This is a genomic window from uncultured Cocleimonas sp., from assembly GCF_947495625.1.
Classification (GTDB): domain Bacteria; phylum Pseudomonadota; class Gammaproteobacteria; order Thiotrichales; family Thiotrichaceae; genus Cocleimonas.
Genome location: NZ_CANLZW010000053.1, coordinates 1 through 24509 on the forward strand (window position 1 = coordinate 1; position 24509 = coordinate 24509).

Consider the following 24509-nt stretch of genomic DNA (forward strand, 5'->3'; position numbering starts at 1 on the left):
TTCTAAGAGGGCTAGTCTTCATACGCCCTTCTAGGGCGAACACAAAACCACGTTCTTAGAACGTGGATTTTTACTTTTGGAATCTAAAGGTGTGACAACAATGGCGACCCATCATGCAAAATCCGGCGAACTGGTAGACCTCAAAACCTGGGCGAATGATTTAAAAAAAGAACAATCCAAAGCCATTACAAAAACCAAAGGCTGGAGCTTGCTCGCATTGTGATTGAAGCAGGCGCAGATATGCATCACTTAGATTATTGCAGCGTAGCCGGTGCAACGGTATTTCAATGTGCTTAATGCAACCAGTAAGTATAGGTCACGTGATATTGAAATTGCTTGATGAAGAAATCTCCATCCAACAAGGTCAATTAGTGTATCTGGATGCGGGCGTAAAACACGCCTTGAGTGGCGTACAGAAATCAGTTGTTTTACTTACTATCGTATTATAAAGAACAGACTTATTTGCTATTCTCAATACTCTTATCAAGATAGATAAGTATTATACTAATTGGCCTTCTTTTGTTACTGAAGTTGTTACTGAAATCACTACTAAAAATTAATAGTTAGTTATTAACTATTATTTTCAGCTGTTTACTTGTCTTAGAACAAATAGTCTAAGTGTGCTTAAACAAATATTTAAAAATCTTGATTATTAAGCAGCTTTGGGTGTTCTAGGCATCTGTGGTGCTTCTGTAGCAACATCTGCTTTTGCTTTTAGCGTTGTTACATTATCAGGGATAAGCTTAGAAACTTCTTCTGCTTTCCAAGGGTATGCATTTACGCCAATTTCCAATAATGCTCTAGAAATACCTAAATCTGCTAATTGCTTATCAGATAACAAACGTAATTCCCGTGCTGTTCGTGCATAACCAGAAAGTCTCATGCCTTCATTGATGCCGCCGACTAAACTACTTAATCCGTTTACTATTTTTCCTACTAACATTGTGTTTACCTCTTAAATTGTTTTCAAATTATTTTAATATTCGAATGCGCAAACCATTTTGCGTTTCGATGTGTCAATTTTAGAGTTTTAAGAGAACTTCACAAGCGAGTTAATATTGCCTGATTGTATAGTTTTGCTAACCAATAGTAATTATTAGGATGCTGTAATTATTTGTTTTTATAATTTTATTCCAATACGCTTTTTTGAAGTGGCGTATTTTTGAAGTGCGCGTACTTTAGTAAAATTTTACCTTCACCGCCAGTAAAATTTCACAAAAAAAAATCGCAGCATATAACATCGTTTATCGACATTACACCCTGCGATTATTTCCTCCCTTGTTAACTACAATTAACTATAATCAACGTTAATTAACTGTAATTGACCGTAAGAACAGAACATCAGTTAATCAACCGACTTTTTAAATCGTGCGAGCACCTCCTCGGCTCTCTTCTTGTTAATCTCTTGTGAACCTGGCTCACCTCTAATATGTGATTCGATATTCTGCATCGCCAGCATTTTGTCATCGAAATTTTCATGCTTCAACTTAATCCGATCCAGTGACTCCTGCATTCGCGAAAACGTATGGCTGTGTTTATTCGCATGTACCGAAATCTTGCCGACACTCTTTTGCGTCTCCTCAACCGCTCTCGCCATGTTCAACTCATTCCGGTATTTCGACAACGTAAACGCCGTGCGCTTTAACGCCTGTAGCAGATTCGTCTCATAATCCTGTAGCTGATCATGTTGCTGTTGCTGCGTTGTCACCCAGGTTTCAAGCTGCGCCAACTCCTCAGCGAGTAACAATGCCGAAGCCTCATGACCCTGCTCTATCGCATCGCGAATCTCCTGTTCTTTATTCGCGACTCGCTGTTTCTGCGCATCGAGTTTGCGTTTAATGCCGAGCTTTTCAGCCACCACATTCGACAAATGTAACTTAGACTCCTTAAGGCTCGCCTCGCATTCGTAAATCTCCTGCGACAAAATCCGAAGTGATTGCGCATCAACCGCATTTTCCAACACTTCCCGAGTACCACCGCGAGCGGCAGTCGATAATTTCTGTATAAATTCAAACATAATCAACCCTCCTATTCCGCGTATTCTTTAAGAATTTTATTGGTTTTCGCTTCACTGATTTTGCGATTAATACTCTGCGCCTCGTGTTCGTCTCGCATGGTTTTAGACATAATGATGGTCGAACTAATCAAAAATAGTGAGTTCAATGCGAGGTAGCCGCGCATTAACAAACTGCCTTCCATAAAGAAGATGAAACCCAGCATCGCTGCGATAGATATGCCGAAGGTCAACCTTACGAAAAGTAACCAGCCTGTAGAATTAGATTGAAGTGATTGTAATGTAGCAGTACTCATGATCTTTCCTCTTTTGCTTTAAAAAGCATTTCGTTTTGTTTGTTAATAACTGTTTCATACACTTTGTTTTTAAAGTCGTTTTAACGTTGTTATTAATGCAAAGTTACAAGTCCGAATGTGTATGTCCCTGTAACTGGAAACGAAGATTAGAGAAAGGTATTACAATCGACAATTATTCTAGTAAAAAGTATGATAATCGCACCCATGAGTATTAATTAGTAATACTTAAAGCTAACCTGGGTAGAAGACAGTGTAAAAATGTGAACTTACCATTTTCACTCACTAATTTGTTTAAACCCAAAAAGGTTAACACTCACGACAACTTTGAAGGCATATCAGAGTATCGGGGGATCATAGTGTTGGAAATCAATGGGAGGCTGAATATTTCACAAGAATATATCGATACCGACAAGAAACTCAAAATACGAGCTATGATCGATGCCCTATACAAACCGAGTACATCCTTTACAAACTAAACCGGAGACATGGTTTACACATTATCATTAAAATCAGGCATAGGAGAAACCAAACTATGCCATGGAAAGAGATTGATATTGTGAAACTAAGACAACAATTTATAGGCGAATATCTAAACAAGCACTTCCTCAGTTTTTCTGATTTATGTGCTTGTTATGGCATATCACGACCAACAGGATACAAGTGGCGAGATCGCTTTATGGAAGGCGTCATGTATAACCTAACTCACAGGAACCGAATGCCTTTACACTCCTCTAACCAAACGCCAGATGAGATTTGCGAACTCATCATTAACAAGAAATTAAAACATCCTCACTGGGGACCTAAAAAGCTACTGGATAACCTCAAGAAACATGATCCTTCTTTAATTTTACCCGCTGACAGTACCGCAGGTGAGATCCTCAAACGGGCAGGACTCGTTAAGAAAAGACGTAAGCGCTGGAGTGTTCCAGCCAATGAACACGCATTCACTGAAACGAAGTCGAACAATCAAGTATGGGTCGTTGATTACAAAGGCCAGTTCAAGCTAGTTAATGCAACGATGTGTTATCCACTCACCATGACAGACAACCACTCTCGCTACCTACTATACGCTGTCAGGCACTACAAAGTACGGGTCATGATGACGCAAAGCAATGGATGGAGCAGACATTTAGGGAATACGGGTTACCTGAAAACCATACGATCTGACAATGGTATCCCTTTTGCTTCAATCGCTGCGGGTGGGATCAGTAGACTGTCCATGTGGTGGATACAATTAGGCATACGACCAGAAAGAATTAAGCCTGGTCACCTACAACAAAATGGGCGACATGAGAGAATGCACAAGACATTGAAAGCAGAAACGACTAAACCTGCTTCGTATGATCAACGCACTCAACAAAAGTGCTTTGATGATTTTCTTCAGGAATACAATGATGAACGCTCTCGTGAAGCATTGGACAGGATGTGGCCTAGTGAGGTTTATGAGCGCCATCGACACAGAGCTACCCTGAGAAACTCAACCCCTATGCACTGAAAGTGCATAGGTTGTGACTGGACTGAAAGTCCTAATCTATTCAAGAATCATATTACCTCTTTCACCATTAGAAGGATTCCGATGATGTTCTAAATTCTCTTGAACCATTTCATCTGTTACATTTCCTTTAGACCAGCCTCCATAGCCTATTGCCCAATAATGCCGACCCCAGTATCTCTTCTTTAGCTGAGGAAATTCCTGTTGCAGCCTTCTTGACGTTCTACCTTTCAGCCGCTTTACAAGATCACTCATGGATAGTTTCGGGGGATACTCTATATGTATGTGGATATGATCTTTACTGACCACTCCTTATAGTATTTCAACATCCTCTGCATCACAGATTTGTATAATCAGCTCTCTACAGCGTACTTGGATATCTCCTTTTAAAACAGGATAACGATACTTTGTCACCCAAACTAAATGGGCTGTAAATCGGGTGACTGTATGTCCACTTCGTCTTTGCTCTTTCATCGACAAAGAATACCATAAGTGTGTAGCAGCTAAAGCCTTGCACTAAAGTGCATAGTTTAACTAGCGGTCTGTGACAAATAAAATGGAGAAACACGCATATTTATGTCTCTCAATTTTTAAGTCATTAGAAAATAAGTCTTGAAGAGATTGATAATGATGTATGGGAAATCAAATATGGATTCTATAAATTAGGAATCATTAGAGGAAAAAATATGAAACTAGAACGAGCCTCGCAATGGCACAAGAAATAATGGAAACAGACTCAAAATAAGCAGGTAAAATTATCGGAAGTGTAAACCATGTTCCAGTTGTACACCCCCCTACTTTAAGTGACTTTTTCATTTTGCTGTTTAAAATATAATCCAAGGAACTTATGCAGAGCAATTAGACTTTTTTCTCTAACGCGTCAGAAGAAAATTGAATACCATCCCAACCACTTTGCATGAAGTTGCGAATATTCTGATGATTATCAGCCTCTGGGTTTTGCAAAACGTCATCACGATAAAATGCACCAAAACATGCCAGCGTTTCTTCTTTAGTTAAACCATTTAACTTCGCAAACGAAAACAACTTACATGAGCCCTGATTTTGATCAGCTTTGTTAAGCAAATCACCATTTGAAAACTCCGTAGGTGTAAATGTATATTTGGCTTCGATCAATGCCATCAAGTCATTGAATTCTAAATTTTCCGGGGATGTTTTCACCTGTTCAATATATTCTGATATTTCCATCTCGCTTTCCTAAAATATTTTTTTGTTAATTAATTCAGTAAGCTATCACAATTTTTGTTAAAATACAGGCAATTAGCACAGATTTCACACAACATTAATCAAACTTTGATTTAACTTTAATCCAACTTCAAAGGCTAGCAATGCATACTAAAGAAGTATTCTATCGCGGCGAAAAAATTGGGCATGAAGATCGAATGCTGCCAGCTGTGACTTACAATACCATCAGGACTCTCTTATCTCATGCAATCCGTGATGACAGTGATTCTTCAAGTGTTTTTCTTCCTATTCGTTCAATGCAATATATGGCCATCATAGACCAGGAAGAAATCATTTTCGTCGATGGCTTATGCGCAAGAAAATCCATCGAATTCGCCTGGCGTAAATTTACCCCTCAACAACGGGAGAATTTAACCGACCCTGTTCCTTACCGGATGAGTTACTACGATGAGAAAGCTCTGGAAACGATGAAACGTTTACAATGGGAGTTTGATAAAGCGCTGCACCAGCAACATGACAAAATCAAAGAACAAATACCAGAATCAAAAGCAGAGGTGATTGATTTAAACCAACATAAAGATTTAAATTAAGAATTAGGTCACCCCCCTACTTCTAGCCACTTTTTTATTTGCTAAGTATTGACTCAGTTTTGTTAGGCTTTTATTAAAGTTTGTAATGTACGCGTACTCGCTTCAAGCGCCCCCTCTAAAAGCCCATTGTGACCCTGTCTGTGATTAGCGGTTTCTGTTCCTGACCAGATTAATCGGTCATCAAAACCCGCTTCGGTATAGTGACTCATAGACGATGTTGCATGACCTCCACTCATTGTTTGATCTATTTCAGTCGCCGTAAATTCCTCTTGTGCCCAATCCTGCAACACAATATCAATTGGGCTTGCGGCTTTTTCACCAAATAAACGAATCAACTGATCTATGGCTGACTGACAAATCTCATCTTCATTGTCTTTTCGATAGCCTCCAGGCACACCAACAAAACCAAATAATGCGTATTTAGAATCTGACGAAGCATCATGGATTTCGTGTAAAGGGCCGAATTGACTCACGGCATCCCCTGACAAACCCTGTTCTAACCAAAAAGCAGAATCGTAGACAGCAATAACTTTTGCATGCCCTGCCATCCAGGTTGAATAGTTATTTAACTCCTTGGTTCTTTTATCTGGCAATGAAGGCTCAAAGGTAATGGAAGACATGGCAATGCGTGGCGGTAACGCCATGACGATTTTATTGCTGATGATTTGATATGTTTTATCTGCGTTCTTTTCTATGCTCTTATCCGCGCTTTTTTCGGCAACTGTCGTCAATATTTGATTGTTTATAAATTCTACGCGCTGTGCTTTCGTTTGTACTCTTATTTTATCTTCATCAACATTTTGTTCTAAGCTATGGATTATTTGACGGATTCCACCTCGCATTCGATAAGTGCCTTCCATAGAAATACCGTAAAAACCTTTTTGGATGTTACCTTGCTGGTCTTCGTAAACTGATTCACCACTGCCTTGTTGCAGAAAAACAGAATCGCCTAAACCGAGATCTTTTATCAAGGCTTCCATATTCGCTTGTCCTGGCCAGAACCAGGAGGGACCCAAATCATATGCAGGTTTATCGGCATCGTAACCAATACCAGAATCAGAGTTCGATAGAGAGTCCTTTACATCATAATTCTGGGATAATATGCGTCCGCCCAAACGCTCTCTGGCCTCAAGTAATACATAACTGACACCAAGCTTTTCCAACTGGTAGGCAGTGTGCAAACCACTGATTCCACCTCCCACTATCAGGATATCTGTCTGTATTTTATTCATTTATCATTTGACCAAAATTTTCATTTTTTGTGTAGAGCTTGAATGTAGTGCATATTAAACTGACTTGGTATGTTAAACGTAAGTTAAACGAAAATTACTTACTGTATTAATTACTACGTTAATTACTTTATCACCAACAAATGGAATCAAGATAATGGATGTGAATGGCGATTTCTCAAAACGCGTATTGCTTCACAGCGATGAAATTGAATGGGAAGACTCACCCATGAAAGGTGTAGATCGTCGTCGCTTAGACCGCATCGATAATGAAGCAGATCGAGTGACAACCATCGTCCGCTATGCGCCAGAAAGTAGTTTTTCACCACATGTGCATACAGGTGGCGAAGAGTTTATCGTGTTAGAAGGCATCTTCGAAGATGATTACGGCAACTGGCCAACAGGTTCTTATATTCGTAATCCGCCAACATCAAGACATCAACCAGGCTCTAAAGATGGTTGCATAATATTTGTAAAGCTCTCTCAATTTCAGCCAGATGACCGCACCTTTGTGCATATTGATATGAATAAGATTGGTTCGGTTTCGGATGCTGATAGAGTTGGCGTTAAAGTTACGCCCTTGTATAAAGATGACTATGAAGATGTACGTTTAGAATACTGGGAACCAAACACTTCAGTCGAAGTTGATACTACTGGAGGCGCAGAGTTTTTCGTATTAAATGGCGGTTTTACTGAAAACGGTGAAGAGTTACGCAAGGAATCGTGGTTACGTGTTCCTGTAAAGTATACTGTTACCGCAAAAACTGGTGATCAAGGAGCGAAAGTCTGGATTAAATCAGGTCATTTAATTTCACCCGTAAATGGATGAAATTAAAGATTGATAGCATGGTAAAAGCGTTTATTGTGACCAAATACACTTACTATTAATGATTTAGGTCACCCCCCTACTTTTGGGCAGTTTTTTCAAATCTTGTTAAACAACACCATTTAATTTAAGCGGTTAGGCTCGCAAATAAGGTAGGTAATTGCTCAGGTAATTTATCCACGTTATCGATAATCGTGTAGTTATTTGCGCCGAAGATTCGCTTCACATAATCATCCGCTTGAGGGTCTAACGTTAAACAGTAAGTTAAAACCCCTGTTGAATAAAGTTCTTCAACGGCTTTTTTCGTATCATGGCGCAAATGCTGTGGATCTCTTTCATCAATATCCGCAGGCTCGCCATCAGTGATCATCAACACTAACTTACGTCTTTCTGGCTGTTTTAACAAATGATTACCTGCATGGCGCAAAGCAGCACCCATGCGAGTTGATAAGCCCCCTTTCATACCTGCTAACCGCGATTTTGATTCATCATCAAAATGCTGATTAAAATCTTTAAAGCGATAGTACTGAACATCGTGACGACCATCAGAGGCAAAACCATGAATCGCAAATGGATCACCAATGCCTTCTATGGCAGTTGCTACCAAGGTAGAAGCCTCACGAGTTAACTGTAAAACAGTTTTCTCCGAACCATTCATAGGTTCATTGGTAGATTCTGATAAATCCAGTAACAACACCACCGAAAGGTCACGTGTTTTTAACACATTGCGCATTGTGATTCGCGTATTAGGTTGCTCACCCATACGAATCGCAATCAATGCATCAATCGCGGCATTGATATCGACTTCATCGCCATCTTCCATATTACGTTGGCGCTGAACACCTTCTGGAGTTAGCAAATCAATAATTTGTTTTATACGGTGCGCAACTGGCTTGTATTCATCAATAATAGTTTGAATATCTTCGACATGACCGCGTGGCTGACGACGTTCGTAAACCGTTGCCCAGTCAGGACGATGTAACTGTATTTGGTAATCCCATTCTGGATAATGGTAGGGATCAGATACAGGCTCTCTACCCCAGGCATCATTAAAGCTTGCGGCATCATCGGTTAGATCATCTTCATAGAAACGCATCACATCTTTATTGGTCCAGATTTCCTGAGCGTCATCACCCGCCAGTTCACAATCTACTTCATGCGCCATCATTAACGCGCTCACTTCACGTCTAACTTGATGCTGACTTGCAGGTATATATTCTAATTCGGCATCGCCCGTGAATTCTTCAAACTCCCACACATAACGATTATCATCGCGATAGGGAATATCAATACGTTCGAGGATACGTAGACTAGGTACTTCTTTTCTTTTAGAAAATAAATTGAAAATATCCAGACCCAGATTCCAGCAAAACTTATTGTTGTCTTGATTTTCTGAAATGCCTTCGTGGAAACTCTTTGCGAGTGCATTTAATTCTTCATCTTCTGAGGTAACACGATCATCGAGTAACATCAAAGAAAAATGAACCAGAATAGGCATGGTTGGATGCTCTGCCGATGTGTCCTTCTCTTCACTATTACCGGCCTCTTCCATCATCCGACGCCAAAGCTTCTTCAGACCAGGAAAATCATTTACCGCTTTGTATTCGATACGTGCATCTTCAACCAGACCGATAAAAAACATCTGTGCCGGGCTGAGGCCCTCAGCTGAAATTGGCTCGGATGAGTACATCATGTGGGAAGCCATATGAGCAGTGGTCGCGCGGTAAACTTCCAGACCAGCTATATCACCGTAGTCATCCAAGGCATCAGGTAAGTATAAAATTCTGTGTTCAATGTAAGGACGGAAATCAGCAAAATCAGCCCCCGTCGGACGCAAGAAGAAATCTCTACCCCATAAAGCACGCAGATAAAAATTCAATTTACGTTGGGTTTTTATAAACAGAATGCCACGTCGTTCTTTTTGTAACATGGCACGACTGTCGGCAGATTCAAGATCAAAATAGGCCGTGAGATTATTGAAATCTCGTCGATAGGCTTGCGCCCCAAAATTTGCCCAACGACGTAAACCACTTAAGGTCAATTTAGAGAGTAATTCGTCCATGTGATTCAACATTGGACGAACACCGCGTGAAGCGGTTGAAGCCATTTGATGCACTAATGTCAAATAGCCACGGAATAATTCTGCGTCACCAAGATTGCGCGCAGCGGTTGGCATACTGGAAAATAAAAGAGAAACAACTTCGGCAGAAGTCATTGAAGATAATTTTAAAGCGGCCGTTAAACAATCGCCGATAACATCTTCACCACATTCTTTGGCAACCAATGGCATTTCTTGAATGTAAGAGATAACCACATCATGTCCGCGCCCTAAATTACATAGGCTTTTTGCGCCATCCATATAGGTTTGAAGGCCCGATGGTGACATAACGCGCGAAGCTTCCTGAAAGGTACTATTTAGTACTTCCCTGACTTCTGGGGCAGCATCTTGTAGAAATTCTTCGTAGTCTTCGAGTTTTATTGACATATTTTTATCTCAGTAACTAAACGGTCGCGAAAAGCTTAGGAGCGTGAATGGAGTAACTTCGATATCTATAACGCAGAATTTTTGGTTCTGAGCGGATTATCTCAAGAGGCGCATAGTTACTCTACGCAAAGATTTGAGATGAACCGATCAGGAGCAAAAAAGCAAGTTGGAAGCAACTTAAAGCTTGTAGAAATTATTCCATTCACGTTACTTTATCCAAAGAAAGTTTCAACTGCAGCATTTAGTGTATCGCGCATATCAGGATCATCCGTAAGCGGCGTTACCATTGTCATACTACAAGCATCTAGAGGTGATACGCCTTTAGCAATCAACTGACCTGAGTAAACCAGTAAACGTGTTGAAATACCTTCGTCCAGACCATGACCTTTCAGGTTACGAGCGCGGTGTGCAATTTGTACTAACTTTTCCGCAGTCGCCACATCTACACCTGATTCTTTAGCAACGATACTCACTTCGATTTTTTCGTTAGGATAATCAAAGTCCATTCCGCCAAAACGTTGTTTGGTTGATTGCTTTAAGTCCTTCATTAAACTTTGATAGCCCGGGTTATAGGAAATAACCAACTGAAAATCTGGGTGTGCCTGAATCAACTCGCCTTTTTTATCCAGAGGTAGACTACGACGGTGATCCGTTAAGGGATGGATTACAACAGTAGTATCCTGTCTTGCTTCTACAATTTCATCGAGGTAACAGATAGCACCCATTCTTGCGGCAGTCGTTAATGGACCGTCTTGCCATTTAGTACCGTCTTTATCGAGTAGAAAACGACCCACCAAATCAGAGGCTGTCATATCTTCATTACATGCCACGGTGATTAACGGCTTGCCTAATTTCCATGCCATGTATTCAACAAATCGAGATTTACCACAACCCGTTGGACCTTTAATCATCATCGGCATGCGAACGGCATAAGCAGATTCATATAATGCGATCTCTTGATCTACCGGCTCATAGTACGGCTCATCTTTAATGATGTATTGATCGGCATCTACGATATTTTCAGTAATGGACATCGTTACTCTCTCTTATTCGCTAGATCTTATCTCTGATCTAAAGTTAATATATTTGTAAGCTGCTGTTTATTGAACGTATTAACGGTAATCAATATGTATAAAAAGTCAGATTACAAAATTCAAAATTACATTTATTCACAGCTACATGGTTATCTCTAAAACTGTTCTGCCTAAAACTTAAACAAACCAGATTTCTTGGAAATAGCATTGATAGAACAAAGAAAATTAAACTGATTCTAATTAACCTTCATCCTCTGTTTCTACTTCTCCACTCCAGCCTGCAGCTCGTGCATCTTCAATTGCTTTGTCGTGAATTCGCTTATGTTTCTCAAAAAGCTCTGGGGGTAACTGGCTTACTAAGCAGCCGTATTTATCCCATTCTTTATTTACTTTATCTAATAAAGAATCAACACCTGCAAAATTCCAACCTTCACAGGTTTCAGTTTCTTCAATAATGTCAAAGACCCATGCATCACGAATAATTTTACCTATCGTGGTCATCCCACCATTGACTTCATTATTGATGCCAACATATTTATCTGGTCGCGCCATAGTATTCTCGATTGTTAGTTTTTAAGATTAAAAACCATTTATATAAATACTCAAGACTAAACACAACTGAATCTTTATTTAAATAACTTCTAAATGAAAAAGCCTCTGACAGAATCAGGTCCGACAGAGGCTATTAGGAATGAGAATTCAATAGTTTCAGATATTATTAAATCCTCATTCCTGAGTTACCTCATGTATGACTGTTTATACAGACTTACCGCGGTGAACTACCATAGCCGTACCCGCTGACTGTGAAAAATTATCAAAGCCCATCAGACGTACATGGTTGTCTGGGTGAGCTTTATGACACGCTTCAATTTCTGCCATGATAGCGTCAACATCAGTCTCACCAAATAGCGGCAATTTCCACATGTACCAGTAGTTGCTGATCGCATTCTCTGGCTCTGTGTGTTCGATACCCGGGTTCCAGCCTTTATCAACAATGTATTGAATTTGAGCACGAGCAGATTCAACACTTAAAGGTGGTAGGTAAGAAAAAGTTTCGTATTTACGGCTTTGTGCAGCATCGCTCAAGCTCGAATTGTAATCTTGTACATCACTCATGTGATTTACTCCAAAATAATTTAATTATATGTGTAACAGTGTTAGATAGTGCGTTCTGGCAAGGCGCGAAAAGGAGAGTGTATAGCATATACATGACCCTTTTCAGCAACGCCGCCAGAGCGCGCTAGATGACATTGTTACTTGTGGGCAACGTCGATTTTGTCAACAGTATCAAATTCGAATTTGATCTCTTTCCAGGTTTCCATCGCAATCTTGAGCTCTGGGCTGTGAGCAGCCGCTTTAGTAAGAATATCCTTACCTTCTTTCTCAAGCTCAACACCCATGTTACGAGCTTCAACACAAGCCTCAACAGCAACACGGTTTGCAGCAGCACCTGCAGCATTACCCCACGGGTGACCTAATGTACCACCACCGAACTGAAGACAAGAGTCATCACCGAAGATGCTAACAAGAGCTGGCATGTGCCATACATGGATACCACCAGAAGCAACTGGTATAACACCAGGCATTGAGCCCCAGTCCTGGTCGAAGAAGATACCACGTGAACGGTCTTCTTTGATGAATGAATCACGCATGATGTCGATCCAACCCAAAGTAGCATCACGATCACCTTCCAACTTACCAACAACGGTTCCAGAGTGAAGGTGATCACCACCAGACAAACGAAGCACTTTAGTTAGTACACGGAAGTGGATACCGTGGTGTGGGTTACGGTCGAGTACCGCATGCATTGCACGGTGAATGTGTAACAACATACCGTTGTTTTGACACCATTGTGCTAGCTGAGTATTCGCAGATAAACCACCTGTTAGGTAGTCATGCATGATGATTGGCGCACCAATCTCTTTTGCATATTCAGCACGACGCATCATTTCATCAGCAGTCGGAGCAGTAACGTTTAGATAATGACCTTTACGCTCACCAGTTTCAGCTTCCGCTTTATGGATAGCTTCCATTACGAAGTCAAAACGATGTCTCCAACGCATGAATGGCTGTGAGTTAACGTTCTCATCGTCCTTAGTGAAGTCAAGGCCGCCACGAAGACCTTCGTAACATGCACGACCGTAGTTCTTAGCAGAAAGACCCAACTTAGGCTTGATAGTACAACCAAGCAGTGGACGACCATATTTATTAAGAATATCACGCTCAACCTGAATGCCCTGTGGTGGACCATTACACGTCATAACGTAAGCGATAGGGAAACGAATATCTTCCAGACGTAGAGCACGTAGTGCTTTAAATCCGAATACATTACCAACTAATGAAGTCAGTACGTTTACTACAGAACCTTCTTCGAAAAGGTCAATTGGGTATGCAACGAATGCGTAGAAACAAGTGTCGTCACCTGGTACGTCTTCGATTGCGTAACAACGACCTTTATAGTAATCAAGGTCTGTTAATAAGTCAGTCCATACCGTTGTCCACGTACCTGTCGAAGATTCAGCAGCAACTGCTGCTGCAACCTCTTCACGAGGAACACCATCTTGAGGTGTAATTTTAAAACACGCCAGAAGATCTGTATCTTTTACAGTGTAATCTGGAGTCCAATACGTTTCGCGGTATTCTTTAACACCGGCGTCATATTGCTTAGCCATAGTTGCGTTTCCTATACGTTAGATTAATGTGTGATTAAAAATTTCATCATTCTTTTTTTGTTTTAAACCGTTTTTAGTACTACTTTGATACTACTAAAAACAAATTAAAGCTAAATGACAATTTCCTTAAGAGCGAGGTCATTCTGTAATAATTCATACATAAACGAAACTAAATATTAAACGCCTCTAATATAAGAATTGCTTATGCATGGTTATCTTAGTACTATAAATACTAATATCATTGTATTCGCTTCTTTTTAGGACGTGAATAGGTAGGAAGTGATATGAAAAATACGAAATTCATATCCCCTTCTCGACTAAAAAAAAACAAAACTGATGAAGTAGTTAATACGTCAGTTATTAACACCAAGAAAATAAGTAGAGGTCACCGCTATGGCTCATATATCAATGCGTCAGATTCATATCTTCGACTCAGTGGCTCGTTATCAAAGTCACACTCAGGCAGCTCAAAAATTGCACATGACACAGCCAGCTGTATCGATGCAGATGAAGCAGTTGGAAAAGAACCTGGATATTGAATTATTCGAAAGACATGGCAAAAAACTCAGTCTGAGTGAAGCAGGACAGCAACTCCGGGAATACAGCAAAGAGATCATTCAGGGTTACGAAAACATGATGGACTTTGTTGACAAGATTAAAGGCTGTCACACAGGTCATTTAACGATAACCGTTGCGACTACCGCCAATCATTTCACCACACGAATACTTTCTGCTTTCTCAAAAAAATTCCCTGATGTGACGATCAGTCTTGATGTAACAAATCGTCGTCGTATTCTTGAACAATTAGAAAATTACGAACCAGATCTAGTGATCATGGGTGAGCCCCCAAAAGGTCATGGCCTGAAATCAGAACGCTTTATGCCAAATCCATTGGTGATTATCGCATCGCCCGACCATCCTTTAAGAGATAAGAAAAATCTTAAATTAAACCAGATTCAAAATGAAAAATTTGTCGTTAGAGAAAAGGGATCAGGAACTCGGGAAGCAATTGAAAGACATTTCGCTGCAGCCGGATTAGTCTGTGAAACAACGCTGGAAATGAACAGTAATGAAGCGATAAAGCACGCCGTTTCTGCCGGTTTCGGATTAGGCATTGTATCGTTACACACGGTTGAACTGGAATTAGACAATAATCATTTGACCACATTAAACGTCGAAGGGTTTCCGTTAGAAAGACACTGGCATCTTGTTACACGTAATGGCAAAGCGATATCACCCGTTGCAGAAGCATTTCGTATTTTTGTACTTGAAGAAGCCGATAAATTCATCTATCACGATAAATAGATAATGACTTAGGTCACCCCCCTACTTTAGAGGCTTTTTTAAGAAACGAATATTAGGCAGAGAAAGTCATACTAAATATGCTGCTCTTTTATAACTCATCTATTTCCCACATGGACAGAATACGTACCAATAATTTTTAGCCATTCACGTCCAGAATCGGTAGCGCATTAATCGTATAATTTGCAATCTGCTGGAGTTGTTTTCTGGATTTACCACTGCGAGCTTGTACCGCAAGGCCAAACAAAACAGAAAGTAAAAATCCTGACATTTCTTTAGGATCTGCATCCTTGGTAAAATGACCTTTGCTTATTTCGCTTTGAAAAAACTGCTTAACCATTTCCTCATTCATCACGTTCATTTTTTCTATCAACAGTGTCATATCTTCCGGGAAACCAACACTCCCAGATTCACACTGACTTTTTACAAAAAAACAGCCATTTGGCGATTCATTTTCAGTCTGTAATTCGATAACACTATAGAGAAAATCCTTCAGCTTTTGCTTTACCGGCGCATCAGAATTAGTATCAAGGTTGTGCAATCTCGGCGCAATATATTCTGACACATAGCGCTCTATTGAAGACTCAAACAACTTTTCTTTATTGCCAAACGCCGCATAAAGGCTTGGCTTATTTATTCCTAATTCAGTTGTTAGATCACTCAATGATGTTCCTGAATAACCATTCTCCCAGAAAACGCGCATGGCTTTATCCAATGCTTCATCTTTCTCAAAGTTTCTCTTTCTTCCTGCGTTCATATATTTCTGCGTCCAATAGTTCTTCTTCAGTCGTTAACCACAATATATCAATTTTTTAACAACATTAATAATTATGCTTGACATAATGTACCGAGCGGTAAAGAATGTCAATTATGTACTGAACGGTACAAATATATTTTATCAATAATCTTAAACCAATTTTTAACCAAACAAACATAAGACTAAAAAGTCCCGGAGAAAAAATGTCACGCGAAAAACTAATATCACTTGAAGCCGTAAATCCTGAAACTGCCACAGGAAGAGCTAAAGAATTATTCGATGAAGCTAAATCGACAGTCGGATTTGTTCCTAATATGTACGCCAACATGGCGAATAACACTGCCCTGTTAGATACCTACTTTCATGGTTACGGAAAATTCCGCGAAGGAAGTGGCCTAAGCTCGCAGGAACAAGAAGTCATTTTCCTTGCGATTAGCAATACCAACAATTGCGAATATTGCATGGGTGCTCACAGCATGATTGCAGACAAAATGTCAGGTGTTCCAGCCGATGTGCTTCAAGCTATCAGAGCAGGAAAAGAAATACCGGATGCTAAATTAGCAGCATTAGATGCCTTTACTCGCGTAATGGTGACATCAAAAGGAAATCCAGATAAAGAAGCGATTGCGGCATTCCATGTAGCAGGCTATGAAGATAAAGATATGCTTGCGATTGTATTGGCGATATCCGTTAAAGTGATCAGCAACTACTCAAATCATCTGTTTGCATCGCAACTGGATGACGCATTTGCTGCATACAGCTGGCCTGAGTAATTAAACCTAAAACAAACAATACTCTTATAACAACCTTATATATACAAAGCAAAGCCACTGCCATATGGCAGTGTGCTTCGCTAAAGTTCTTAGTCATCTGGGCTCCTGACAAGCCTAGGAAAGCCACCCCCCTACTTTTAGGCGTTTTTTATCGTGTTATAGAGATGAACTTCTCAAAATTAGATTTATATCAACACAGTGCTAGTTAATTCAAACTAGAATTAACGCATGAAAATTATAGTATTTGTCAGTATTGTCGCAATTATCATTGCCATGAACTTTTGGTATCAATCCAGATCATTCATTTCCAAACACATCAAAACATATAATAAATATACACATATAAGCGACTTTAAGCATTTAGCCGATTTAAAATCACACGACGAAAGCTACGTATCAATAGATGCCCACAAGCATCATCGGAATACCAAAATAGCAATCTTTGTCATTATCGTTGCAATCTTGATTCTGCTATCACAGAGCGTCAATTAAAAGACACCCCCCTACTTTGAGCCACTTTTTATTTTTATATGTCTACATCCAGCCCAAACTACGCAGAATCATAATCCCCAAACTCACACTCACCAGCGATCCCAATGAAGTCAGTGCAATGATATTCGCCGCGAGTTTGTAGTTGCCACCAATGCCTTTCACCATAATAAAACTGGCCGAGGCGGTCGGTGCAGAACACATTAAAAAGAGAATACCCAAATCGATGCCTCTAAACCCGACCAATATGCCGCCGAGGGTAATCGCGAAAGGCACAATAAATAATTTGGAAACGGTCGCGTAGATTGTCTTATTCGGGTTTGATTTCAACTCCTGGAAGTTCAGCGATCCGCCTGTGCAAATCAATGCCAAAGGCAATGCGAGATTCGCAAAATACTGCCCGGTTTTAGCGGCAAATGCTGGCATCGGGATATGTAAAGCAGACACAATTAACCCTGCCGTGATACCAATTATTAAGGGGTTTTTAGCGATACCTTTTAGAATTTTACCGATGCTTTGTTCTGTTTGAGACGAGCGATTTAGTGTAATTACCGATAACACATTATAAAGCGCCGTGATAAATCCTAAGTACAGTGAAGCCGCAATCAACCCTGCTTCCCCATAAGCATTGACGCAATAGGCTAAACCAATAAAACCCATATTGGCGCGAAAAGCACCCTGTACGAACACACCTCTATCTCCGGCAGGTTCTAAACGCTTTGCCCATATACCCAACAGGATAAATACGACCGTCGTTGCTACTGCTGCATAAATAATAAGAGGAAGATTATTAACCTCCTCTAACGGTGTTTTTTGAATACCAAAAAACAATAACAACGGCAGTGAGATATTGAAAACCAGCTTCGAACTGACATCGATAAACGAGTCGTTGATAAAATTAATACGCTTAAGAAAAATACCGACTAAAAGAACGATAAAAATGGGCGTGGTGACGGTGAGTGAAAACCCGAGACTTTCAAAGAAATTCGTCATATCGATATACAGCTAAAAGTAAACACAGATTGTGGGGGACTCAAAAAAATAGTCAAACAAATTTTAGTTAACTAATTCGATATAACTCCCTTCCATCCTACTTTTAACATCAATTCTAACGGGGATTTGTTCTTTCAATTCTGATACGTGAGAAATAATGCCCACCATGCGACCCGTATCGCGCAAATCCATCAGCGTACGAATCGCCAGATCCAGAGAATCAGCATCCAAACTACCAAAACCTTCATCGATGAATAAAGTATCCAGATGAATCCCGCCCGCATAGGCTTGGACCACATCGGATAAGCCCAATGCAAGCGACAGTGATGCCATAAAACTCTCGCCGCCAGACAACGTTGAAACCGGACGAATCTTACCCGTGTAGCTATCTTCCACTTCCAGTTCTAATCCCGATGCCTTGTTACCTTTGGCTCGATCTTCCTTGCGCAATAAATTGTAACGGCCTTTACTCATCAGCTTTAATCGATGGCTTGCATCAATCAACACATCATCCAGCAGAACACTCAATACAAAGCGTTGCAGACTGATTTTATTACCGGTATTGCCATTCGCGACATTGGATAGAGTCCCAATGATTTTGTATTCGTCTTCTTCGGCTTGTTGGCTTTTACTGATTTCATTCAGGGTTTTCTGAGCTTGTTCAAAATTGCCCAGCTCTTTATCTTTCTCTTTGCTTTGCTGCTCGATTTGATTTTTTGCATCATCCAGACTTTGTAACTGCGATGCCAATAAAGTCATATCGGGTTTAACCTTGCCTTTCAGTGAAGCCTGCTGATTCTCAATGACGCCACTCACTTTTTGCAACTCTTGTGTGTATTCTTCGATAGTCGTTTTGATAACGGCTAAGGCAGCGTCATCCAGTCGTGCCTGTTGATACGCCGCTTCATTCTCAAAATCACTTTTTTCCAAGGCAGACTGCCAGGCAGATTGCGCTTTTTCTAATTCTGATTGTAATTTCTGTTGCGCCTGCTGTTGATTTTTTAGGTTAGTCTCCGCTTCGGTTTTCTCATTACTCGCGGCTGCCTGTAGTTGCTGAGCTTGAGCAATACTGTTGTTAAGCGCTTCGATGCTGTCATTAACGCGCTGAATTTCTGCGTTTAACGATGTCAGATCGCGGTATGCTTCGGGCAGTGCTTTCTCGGCAGTTGCTACCAGTGCTTTGCTCGCTTCCAGTTGACCGTTTAACTCAGATTTTTGGGATTGTAACTGATCCTGATTTTTTCTCGCATCCTCTACCTGAGTTTTTAACTGGTCTATTTTTTCTTTAAGTTCGGTTAACTGTTTTTGCTGATTTTCCTGAAGGACTAACTGCTGTGCTAATTCCTGATATTCATTATTCAGTTCGTTTAAGGAAACATTAGCCACTTGATTCCATTGTTTTTGTAGATCAGCTAATTGGTCTTTAAAAGAATGATATCGAGTACTGAGGTTTGAATATGTTTCACGAGCCTTAAGATATTGATCTCGCGTAATTGTTATTTTTTGTTGAGCTGATTCACGTTCTTCGTTCGTTGGATAATCTCCTGCATTAGGTGCAGGCTGTGGATGCTCATGACTGCCACAAACAGGACATGCCTGATCATCTTTTAAGTCTTGTGCAAGAATAGCCGCTTGCGCTTTATGCCATTTTAACTCCAGGGATTTTGAATAGAGCTCTTCTTCTGCCAGTTGTGATTTAAGACTTTTGCCGTTCTGAGTAATCTCATCTATTTCTTTGCTCAGGTCAGCGATATTATTCTCTAACACCTCATAGCTTTTTCTTTTCTGAATTTGATCAGGAAGTTTTTGTAATCGCAGTTTCAACGTTGCTTCATTACTCAGCTGTGCTTCAAGTGCGGTTTTTTCTTTGTCTGTAGTTTCCTGATTTTGTAGTAGGCTATTAAGCGCTACTTGCGCCTCGGTAAACTGTTTTTCAACCGCAACAAAATTGTCCTGAATGGTTTTAAGCTTTACAGATTCTTTGTTTAAAACTTCACCCTTTTCCTGATAGCTTTTTAAATGAATTAACTGTTCTTTTTTCTTATCAAGTTCGGTTTGGCGTTGTGGATTTTTTAATAAATCTTCTTCGGCACTTTTCAATTTCGTTACAGCCGTTTGATGACGTTCTTCAATCGCTGTTAACTGTGTAGATGATTCCTCGTAGGCATTTTTGGCTTTTGACAAATCAGAAAATACGGGCGTGATTTTTTCAGCGATGGCGGCAAGCGAAAGTTGTTCTTGCTTTTGTTTGATCCCACTTTCTTGTTGCTTTAACGCTTCGAATCTTTCTTCCTGTTGTTTTAAATTCTGGAAGTCTTTTTCTAAATCTTTGGCTTTCTCGAATGCCTTAACTGATTCTAAATACGCGGTGTTTTTTACCGCCAGTTCCGCCTTTAAGGTTTTCACTTCAGGCTTGATTTGATTGATGATCAGTTCCAGTGCTTCAAGGTTTTCGACACCTACATTTTGGAACACGCCTTCTTGCTGATCTTTTAAACCCTGGACTTTTTTGGCGACAACACTGGCCTGCGCCCTTAGTTTATCTTCAATGCGTTTATACACATGCGTTTCAAATAACTGGCTGAAAATCTTTTCACGGTCTTTAGAATCCGCCATCAACAACTGTCTGAATTGTCCTTGTGGAAGCACCATAACCTGACGGAACTGATCGACTTGTAAGCCGGTTAATTCTTCTATCGTCTGAGTCGCATCTGAGACTTTTCGTGCGACTAAATTCTGCGCGATCTTGCGACTATCATCCAAACGGTTTAACTCTGCGCTCGCGGCCTGTTTGGTTGTTCCTTCGCCTTTAGTCTTTGCTCTTTCCTGCTCGGGCACACGTTTAATTTGGTAAAGCTCACCGCCTAATTCAAACACAAATTCAACTTCGGTGAGTAAATCATCGGGCGCAAAGTCACAGCGCATTTGCATCGCTTCGCGTTCTTTTCCGGTGGTTTGACCGTAAAGCGCAAAACAAATCGCATCGAGAATCGTGGTTTTACCCGAACCGGTTGTGCCATTAATTAAAAACAATGGGTTCTCGCCCAACGCCTCAAAATCAATCACTTCAGTATTGATAAAAGGCCCAAAGGCAGTCATGGAAAGTTTTATGGGTTTCATTGGGTAAACTCTTAACTAATCAGCTTCGTTATTACTGTGGATTTCATCAAGTATCGTCTCTAATACTTTCTCCTGATCTTTATCTAAAGCCTGATCTTGAACCTGATTGTAAAAGTCTTTAAACATCGATAATTCGCCTTTTTTGAGTAAATCCCGATGCGCTAATTTCTGCTCACCCGATGACATTAAGCCAGGCCGTTCAAGATGCAGAACATTGGGATACACCTGGCGCAGTTTACCCATAGGATCAAGAATGGCGTGTTTATCGGTTAAACTAATCAGCAAATAATCTTCAGGATGTTTATCCTTTTTTGCCGCTTCGATAATCTCATCAAAAGCACCTGAAATTGAACGCATATCGTGCAACGCTTTCAACGCAATCTGCTTAATCTCACACTCACCTTTTTCATCCATATCGACCAGGGTAATGGATTTATTATGATGCTCTTCTGAGAATGAGTATTTAAGGATAGAACCAGAATAACGAATATTCTTTTCGGTCCGATGTTGCTGACTATGCAAATGCCCTAATGCCGTGTAATTAAAGTGTTTAAAATGCTTGGTTGTAACATGCTCTGCACCACCCACCGACAAAGGCCGTTCGGATTCACAGCCATCACCGCCTGCAAGAAAACAATGGCTGATAGCCACCGAGCGTTGCTTTTTGTGATCAGGGATTTCTTTAATGATCCTTGCCATGCATTGATCGTGCGTTCTTAACTCGGCAACATCATTTATCGAAGCATCATTATTAGCCGAATCATCAACCGCATCTTCAGCAAACACACTGCGCACAGTCGCCGGATCAGCATAAGGGATAGGATAAAACGTCACTTCCCCAAACGCATCGTTTAACACAACCGTTTCAACCTTTTTGCTTAAAGGCCCAGTGATGTATAAATTAGCCTGAGACAGTTGGCGAGACCCAAAACTCAATCGTTCGGGGCTATCGTGATTACCCGCAATCATAATCACCGGAATATTAAGCACATTACATAACTGGTTTAAAGTCTTATCAACAAGGCTAACCGCAGACGCAGGCGGAATCGCACGATCGTAAATATCGCCCGCGATAATCACCACATCAACCGCCTCAGATTTAGCGATGTCAATGATCTGATCTAAAATAAAAGCCTGATCGTCAACCAGAGAAACATTGTGAAATTGCCGCCCAATATGCCAGTCTGATGTGTGTAATATACGCATTAAAAATTAGCCTCTAAATTCCTGATAGACAGTGTAAATGACAATCGCCCAATATCACAATCATCTGTATTTTGTTTTAATAGTGTGGATAGAAATATTGTAAGGTCACCCCCCTACTTTGGGGCATTTTTTGCATTGTGTTTACGCGAACCCAACTTATTTCAAGTAGTCATGAATGAAGCCTAGAAAAGCGATAGCGTCATCTGGGTTTCGAGAGTTAACTACAGACAGTAGAGGAATTAAGTATATGCCTATAATCATGCTTTAGATGTCGCAAGCTTATCTAACCTACAAATGCGGGTTACCGCGTTGCTTTTAAAATTATTGTTTCTGTATAGTAAGATAATTAATGCCAAGCTATTTAAAACATCCACTTGTAGCGTCGCAAACTCGGATAAATTGAACTAATCCGTATAGTAAGATATTATTTGCGTCTGTATAATAAGCTGTTATATTTCAAAACCATTTAAAAAGTGCCTAAAAGTACGGGGGTGTTATTGAGCGTTTGTCGTAATGTTCTAATTCAATTTTAGCATTATGCTAAAGTCATAAAATGATTCCAGAACCATTAATACTTGATACTCCAGAAATATACAATTGCCCTAAATGTAATGCTCCTATTGCTGATTGGGTAGTTACGAATAACTTCGAATGCCCTTCATGTAATAAAAAGTTATCTTCTAATAAAAGATTAGCTATAAAGAAAGCAGCTATTTTTTCTGCTGTTTTATTTGTAATTTTATTAGTTTTATCTAAAGTTTTAATTCATATTTTTTCTTTTAGTGAAGGTATCGAGTTTATTTTGTACATAGTTCCAGCAATAATTCCTGGGCTAACTTATTACTTTGGGTTTAAGTTATTATTTAAATTGCATACAAAAAATGATAAATAATATAACAAGTTGCTTCATCGGAAAAACTACTCGCTCGCGCTCGCATTTTTCCGCTGAGCAAGGCGTTATGTGTAAGTTAGCTCTTTAGCACAATTAATTGTCACCCCCCACCTTTTAGGCACTTTTTCTGCTTAATCTATTTAGTTAATCTCTAGTAAAAAACATCACTTCATCTTCTATAAATTGATTAAATTAATAACATTTGTTACGTTTAAATAATAATTAAAATAAGAGAAAATAATGACTTGGGTTAATTTATTTATAATTTTAGTGTCTTGTGCAGTTTTTGTTTTCGCTAAAAACGGGCTATCTAAACATAAAAAAGAAATTAAGCTTTTGTTACTAATGGTTTTTATCGATAGCTTCCTAGTCATGTTTCAAGTAATGATAATAAACATGTTCGGTTTAAATTACGGCTATTTAGATGAAGTACTGATAAGTTTTTTATATTGTATGCTTTTACCATCAGCCTATATGGATATGTTTGAGAAAAATGTAACAAAGTGAAAATACGTATAAATCACATAACAAGTTACAGCATTGGAAAAACTACTCGCTCACGCTCGCATTTTTCCACTGTGCAAGGCGTTAGGGTGATACAACATGAAATATAAATACTTTTACACCGACTATTGCGAAGATAAGACAATTTCAGGGTCAGAACCTTGGGAAGCTGAAAAGTCGCAAATACTACACAGTATGGATTGTGTACTTCACATGCCTAATAACTTTTTGGGAATTCTTAATAATAAAGATCAATGCTTACAGTTTATGGTTCAAGAAGATTCATCTGTATTAATTGATATTCCAATTACTGAAAACGGTGTTTTCTTAGGATCAAAATCTAAAGCTGTATCTCTTGCAGATTGCTTAACACTTGTTCAAGAACTAGAAGAGAATCAAGATTTTACAAATATACTACCACCAGAAAGTCTTGAAGTTCATGAAACAGCTAATGGTAAAAACAAGAAGCCTTGGTGGAAATTTTGGTAAATTACCCTAACAAATTGCTTCATCGGAAAAACTACTCGCTCGCGCTCGCATTTTTCCGCTGAGCAAGGCGTTAGCTAGTCTGCGACGCAAAAGCATATATATACTGAATTAAAATAATAGTCTTAGGAACCTCATACATTAAA

23 protein-coding genes and 1 pseudogene are annotated in these 24509 nt (G+C 39.8%); 9 read left to right on the top strand and 15 right to left on the bottom strand.

The annotated features are described in order from the left end of the window. Nucleotides 1-100 precede the first annotated feature (100 nt). Nucleotides 101-223, top strand: coding sequence for a hypothetical protein (locus Q1A31_RS19955; RefSeq protein WP_299881228.1), 123 nt, complete (start codon nucleotides 101-103; stop codon nucleotides 221-223). A 73-nt stretch (nucleotides 224-296) separates the two neighbouring features. Beyond that, a complete protein-coding gene (locus tag Q1A31_RS19960) occupies nucleotides 297-449 on the top strand; it encodes a hypothetical protein (protein WP_299881230.1) in 153 nt (50 codons plus the stop codon). Nucleotides 450-652: 203 nt separating this feature from the next. Here Q1A31_RS19960 and Q1A31_RS19965 read toward each other — a convergent pair whose 3' ends face one another. From Q1A31_RS19965 to Q1A31_RS19975, 3 genes are all read right to left on the bottom strand, one after another. After that, entirely contained in the window at nucleotides 653-943 is a 291-nt protein-coding gene (locus Q1A31_RS19965; protein WP_299881233.1) for a DUF1127 domain-containing protein, read from the bottom strand. 402 nt (nucleotides 944-1345) lie between these two features. Continuing rightward, nucleotides 1346-2017: a PspA/IM30 family protein gene (locus tag Q1A31_RS19970; protein WP_299881236.1), complete on the bottom strand. Its 672-nt coding sequence runs from the start codon at nucleotides 2015-2017 to the stop codon at nucleotides 1346-1348. Nucleotides 2018-2028: 11 nt separating this feature from the next. After that, nucleotides 2029-2310: a YiaA/YiaB family inner membrane protein gene (locus Q1A31_RS19975; protein WP_131905558.1), complete on the bottom strand. Its 282-nt coding sequence runs from the start codon at nucleotides 2308-2310 to the stop codon at nucleotides 2029-2031. Nucleotides 2311-2842: 532 nt separating this feature from the next. Between Q1A31_RS19975 and Q1A31_RS19980 the strand changes: the two genes are divergently transcribed. Next, a complete protein-coding gene (locus tag Q1A31_RS19980) occupies nucleotides 2843-3805 on the top strand; it encodes an integrase core domain-containing protein (protein ID WP_299881241.1) in 963 nt (320 codons plus the stop codon). Nucleotides 3806-3841: 36 nt separating this feature from the next. On the opposite strand, the pseudogene tnpA reads toward Q1A31_RS19980, so the two are convergent. Together tnpA and Q1A31_RS19990 are read right to left on the bottom strand one after the other, a co-directional pair. Further along, nucleotides 3842-4276, bottom strand: a pseudogene (gene tnpA, locus Q1A31_RS19985) (IS200/IS605 family transposase). Between the two features lie 384 nt (nucleotides 4277-4660). Beyond that, entirely contained in the window at nucleotides 4661-5008 is a 348-nt protein-coding gene (locus Q1A31_RS19990; protein ID WP_299881246.1) for a HopJ type III effector protein, read from the bottom strand. Between the two features lie 140 nt (nucleotides 5009-5148). Between Q1A31_RS19990 and Q1A31_RS19995 the strand changes: the two genes are divergently transcribed. Further along, nucleotides 5149-5595 carry a hypothetical protein gene (locus Q1A31_RS19995; protein ID WP_299881248.1) on the top strand — a complete coding sequence of 149 codons (447 nt, stop codon included), beginning with the start codon at nucleotides 5149-5151 and terminating at the stop codon, nucleotides 5593-5595. 62 nt (nucleotides 5596-5657) lie between these two features. On the opposite strand, the gene Q1A31_RS20000 is transcribed toward Q1A31_RS19995, so the two are convergent. Further along, a complete protein-coding gene (locus Q1A31_RS20000; RefSeq protein ID WP_299881252.1) occupies nucleotides 5658-6827 on the bottom strand; it encodes an FAD-dependent oxidoreductase in 1170 nt (389 codons plus the stop codon). 154 nt (nucleotides 6828-6981) lie between these two features. Here Q1A31_RS20000 and Q1A31_RS20005 point away from each other — a divergent pair, with 154 nt between their 5' ends. After that, nucleotides 6982-7653, top strand: a complete 672-nt coding sequence (locus Q1A31_RS20005) for a cupin domain-containing protein (RefSeq protein WP_299881255.1) — start codon at nucleotides 6982-6984, stop codon at nucleotides 7651-7653. Nucleotides 7654-7777: 124 nt separating this feature from the next. On the opposite strand, the gene Q1A31_RS20010 is transcribed toward Q1A31_RS20005, so the two are convergent. From Q1A31_RS20010 to Q1A31_RS20030, 5 genes are all read right to left on the bottom strand, one after another. Beyond that, nucleotides 7778-10135 carry a nitric oxide reductase activation protein NorD gene (locus Q1A31_RS20010; RefSeq protein ID WP_299881257.1) on the bottom strand — a complete coding sequence of 786 codons (2358 nt, stop codon included), beginning with the start codon at nucleotides 10133-10135 and terminating at the stop codon, nucleotides 7778-7780. Between the two features lie 212 nt (nucleotides 10136-10347). Further along, nucleotides 10348-11163, bottom strand: a complete 816-nt coding sequence (locus tag Q1A31_RS20015) for a CbbQ/NirQ/NorQ/GpvN family protein (protein ID WP_299881293.1) — start codon at nucleotides 11161-11163, stop codon at nucleotides 10348-10350. Nucleotides 11164-11409: 246 nt separating this feature from the next. Continuing rightward, a complete protein-coding gene (locus Q1A31_RS20020; protein WP_299881260.1) occupies nucleotides 11410-11721 on the bottom strand; it encodes a hypothetical protein in 312 nt (103 codons plus the stop codon). Nucleotides 11722-11925: 204 nt separating this feature from the next. Continuing rightward, entirely contained in the window at nucleotides 11926-12285 is a 360-nt protein-coding gene (locus Q1A31_RS20025) for a ribulose bisphosphate carboxylase small subunit (protein WP_299881263.1), read from the bottom strand. Nucleotides 12286-12422: 137 nt separating this feature from the next. Further along, nucleotides 12423-13841 (bottom strand): form I ribulose bisphosphate carboxylase large subunit, encoded by a 1419-nt coding sequence (locus Q1A31_RS20030; RefSeq protein ID WP_299881266.1) that lies wholly within the window; start codon nucleotides 13839-13841, stop codon nucleotides 12423-12425. A 393-nt stretch (nucleotides 13842-14234) separates the two neighbouring features. On the opposite strand from Q1A31_RS20030, the gene Q1A31_RS20035 reads away from it, so the two are divergent. Further along, a complete protein-coding gene (locus tag Q1A31_RS20035; RefSeq protein WP_299881269.1) occupies nucleotides 14235-15146 on the top strand; it encodes a LysR family transcriptional regulator in 912 nt (303 codons plus the stop codon). A gap of 136 nt (nucleotides 15147-15282) precedes the next feature. Here the strand turns inward: Q1A31_RS20035 and Q1A31_RS20040 are convergent, their stop codons facing one another. Continuing rightward, a complete protein-coding gene (locus Q1A31_RS20040) occupies nucleotides 15283-15900 on the bottom strand; it encodes a TetR/AcrR family transcriptional regulator (protein ID WP_299881272.1) in 618 nt (205 codons plus the stop codon). A 203-nt stretch (nucleotides 15901-16103) separates the two neighbouring features. Here Q1A31_RS20040 and Q1A31_RS20045 point away from each other — a divergent pair, with 203 nt between their 5' ends. Next, nucleotides 16104-16673, top strand: a complete 570-nt coding sequence (locus Q1A31_RS20045; protein WP_299881275.1) for a carboxymuconolactone decarboxylase family protein — start codon at nucleotides 16104-16106, stop codon at nucleotides 16671-16673. 534 nt (nucleotides 16674-17207) lie between these two features. Here the strand turns inward: Q1A31_RS20045 and Q1A31_RS20050 are convergent. The 3 genes from Q1A31_RS20050 to Q1A31_RS20060 all read right to left on the bottom strand — a co-directional run bounded on the left by Q1A31_RS20050 (nucleotide 17208) and on the right by Q1A31_RS20060 (nucleotide 22481). Next, nucleotides 17208-18155 carry an AEC family transporter gene (locus Q1A31_RS20050; RefSeq protein ID WP_299881278.1) on the bottom strand — a complete coding sequence of 316 codons (948 nt, stop codon included), beginning with the start codon at nucleotides 18153-18155 and terminating at the stop codon, nucleotides 17208-17210. Between the two features lie 63 nt (nucleotides 18156-18218). Beyond that, the gene (locus Q1A31_RS20055; RefSeq protein ID WP_299881281.1) at nucleotides 18219-21275 is read right to left on the bottom strand and encodes an SMC family ATPase; all 3057 of its coding nucleotides are present in this window, start codon (nucleotides 21273-21275) and stop codon (nucleotides 18219-18221) included. Between the two features lie 15 nt (nucleotides 21276-21290). Then, nucleotides 21291-22481, bottom strand: a complete 1191-nt coding sequence (locus Q1A31_RS20060; protein ID WP_299881284.1) for an exonuclease SbcCD subunit D — start codon at nucleotides 22479-22481, stop codon at nucleotides 21291-21293. A 553-nt stretch (nucleotides 22482-23034) separates the two neighbouring features. Here Q1A31_RS20060 and Q1A31_RS20065 point away from each other — a divergent pair. Both Q1A31_RS20065 and Q1A31_RS20070 read left to right on the top strand, forming a co-directional pair. After that, complete coding sequence (locus tag Q1A31_RS20065) at nucleotides 23035-23373, top strand: hypothetical protein (RefSeq protein ID WP_299881287.1); 339 nt, start codon at nucleotides 23035-23037, stop codon at nucleotides 23371-23373. A gap of 603 nt (nucleotides 23374-23976) precedes the next feature. Beyond that, nucleotides 23977-24366, top strand: a complete 390-nt coding sequence (locus Q1A31_RS20070) for a hypothetical protein (protein ID WP_299881290.1) — start codon at nucleotides 23977-23979, stop codon at nucleotides 24364-24366. Nucleotides 24367-24509 lie beyond the last annotated feature (143 nt).

Bases quoted from the DNA above. Each gene is read 5' to 3' on its own strand.
- Q1A31_RS19955 (WP_299881228.1), top strand. From the start codon at position 101: ATGGCGACCCATCATGCAAAATCCGGCGAACTGGTAGACCTCAAAACC.
- Q1A31_RS19960 (WP_299881230.1), top strand. From the start codon at position 297: ATGCAACCAGTAAGTATAGGTCACGTGATATTGAAATTGCTTGATGAA.
- Q1A31_RS19965 (WP_299881233.1), bottom strand. From the start codon at position 943: ATGTTAGTAGGAAAAATAGTAAACGGATTAAGTAGTTTAGTCGGCGGC.
- Q1A31_RS19970 (WP_299881236.1), bottom strand. From the start codon at position 2,017: ATGTTTGAATTTATACAGAAATTATCGACTGCCGCTCGCGGTGGTACT.
- Q1A31_RS19975 (WP_131905558.1), bottom strand. From the start codon at position 2,310: ATGAGTACTGCTACATTACAATCACTTCAATCTAATTCTACAGGCTGG.
- Q1A31_RS19980 (WP_299881241.1), top strand. From the start codon at position 2,843: ATGCCATGGAAAGAGATTGATATTGTGAAACTAAGACAACAATTTATA.
- Q1A31_RS19990 (WP_299881246.1), bottom strand. From the start codon at position 5,008: ATGGAAATATCAGAATATATTGAACAGGTGAAAACATCCCCGGAAAAT.
- Q1A31_RS19995 (WP_299881248.1), top strand. From the start codon at position 5,149: ATGCATACTAAAGAAGTATTCTATCGCGGCGAAAAAATTGGGCATGAA.
- Q1A31_RS20000 (WP_299881252.1), bottom strand. From the start codon at position 6,827: ATGAATAAAATACAGACAGATATCCTGATAGTGGGAGGTGGAATCAGT.
- Q1A31_RS20005 (WP_299881255.1), top strand. From the start codon at position 6,982: ATGGATGTGAATGGCGATTTCTCAAAACGCGTATTGCTTCACAGCGAT.
- Q1A31_RS20010 (WP_299881257.1), bottom strand. From the start codon at position 10,135: ATGTCAATAAAACTCGAAGACTACGAAGAATTTCTACAAGATGCTGCC.
- Q1A31_RS20020 (WP_299881260.1), bottom strand. From the start codon at position 11,721: ATGGCGCGACCAGATAAATATGTTGGCATCAATAATGAAGTCAATGGT.
- Q1A31_RS20025 (WP_299881263.1), bottom strand. From the start codon at position 12,285: ATGAGTGATGTACAAGATTACAATTCGAGCTTGAGCGATGCTGCACAA.
- Q1A31_RS20030 (WP_299881266.1), bottom strand. From the start codon at position 13,841: ATGGCTAAGCAATATGACGCCGGTGTTAAAGAATACCGCGAAACGTAT.
- Q1A31_RS20035 (WP_299881269.1), top strand. From the start codon at position 14,235: ATGGCTCATATATCAATGCGTCAGATTCATATCTTCGACTCAGTGGCT.
- Q1A31_RS20040 (WP_299881272.1), bottom strand. From the start codon at position 15,900: ATGAACGCAGGAAGAAAGAGAAACTTTGAGAAAGATGAAGCATTGGAT.
- Q1A31_RS20045 (WP_299881275.1), top strand. From the start codon at position 16,104: ATGTCACGCGAAAAACTAATATCACTTGAAGCCGTAAATCCTGAAACT.
- Q1A31_RS20050 (WP_299881278.1), bottom strand. From the start codon at position 18,155: ATGACGAATTTCTTTGAAAGTCTCGGGTTTTCACTCACCGTCACCACG.
- Q1A31_RS20055 (WP_299881281.1), bottom strand. From the start codon at position 21,275: ATGAAACCCATAAAACTTTCCATGACTGCCTTTGGGCCTTTTATCAAT.
- Q1A31_RS20060 (WP_299881284.1), bottom strand. From the start codon at position 22,481: ATGCGTATATTACACACATCAGACTGGCATATTGGGCGGCAATTTCAC.
- Q1A31_RS20065 (WP_299881287.1), top strand. From the start codon at position 23,035: ATGATTCCAGAACCATTAATACTTGATACTCCAGAAATATACAATTGC.
- Q1A31_RS20070 (WP_299881290.1), top strand. From the start codon at position 23,977: ATGAAATATAAATACTTTTACACCGACTATTGCGAAGATAAGACAATT.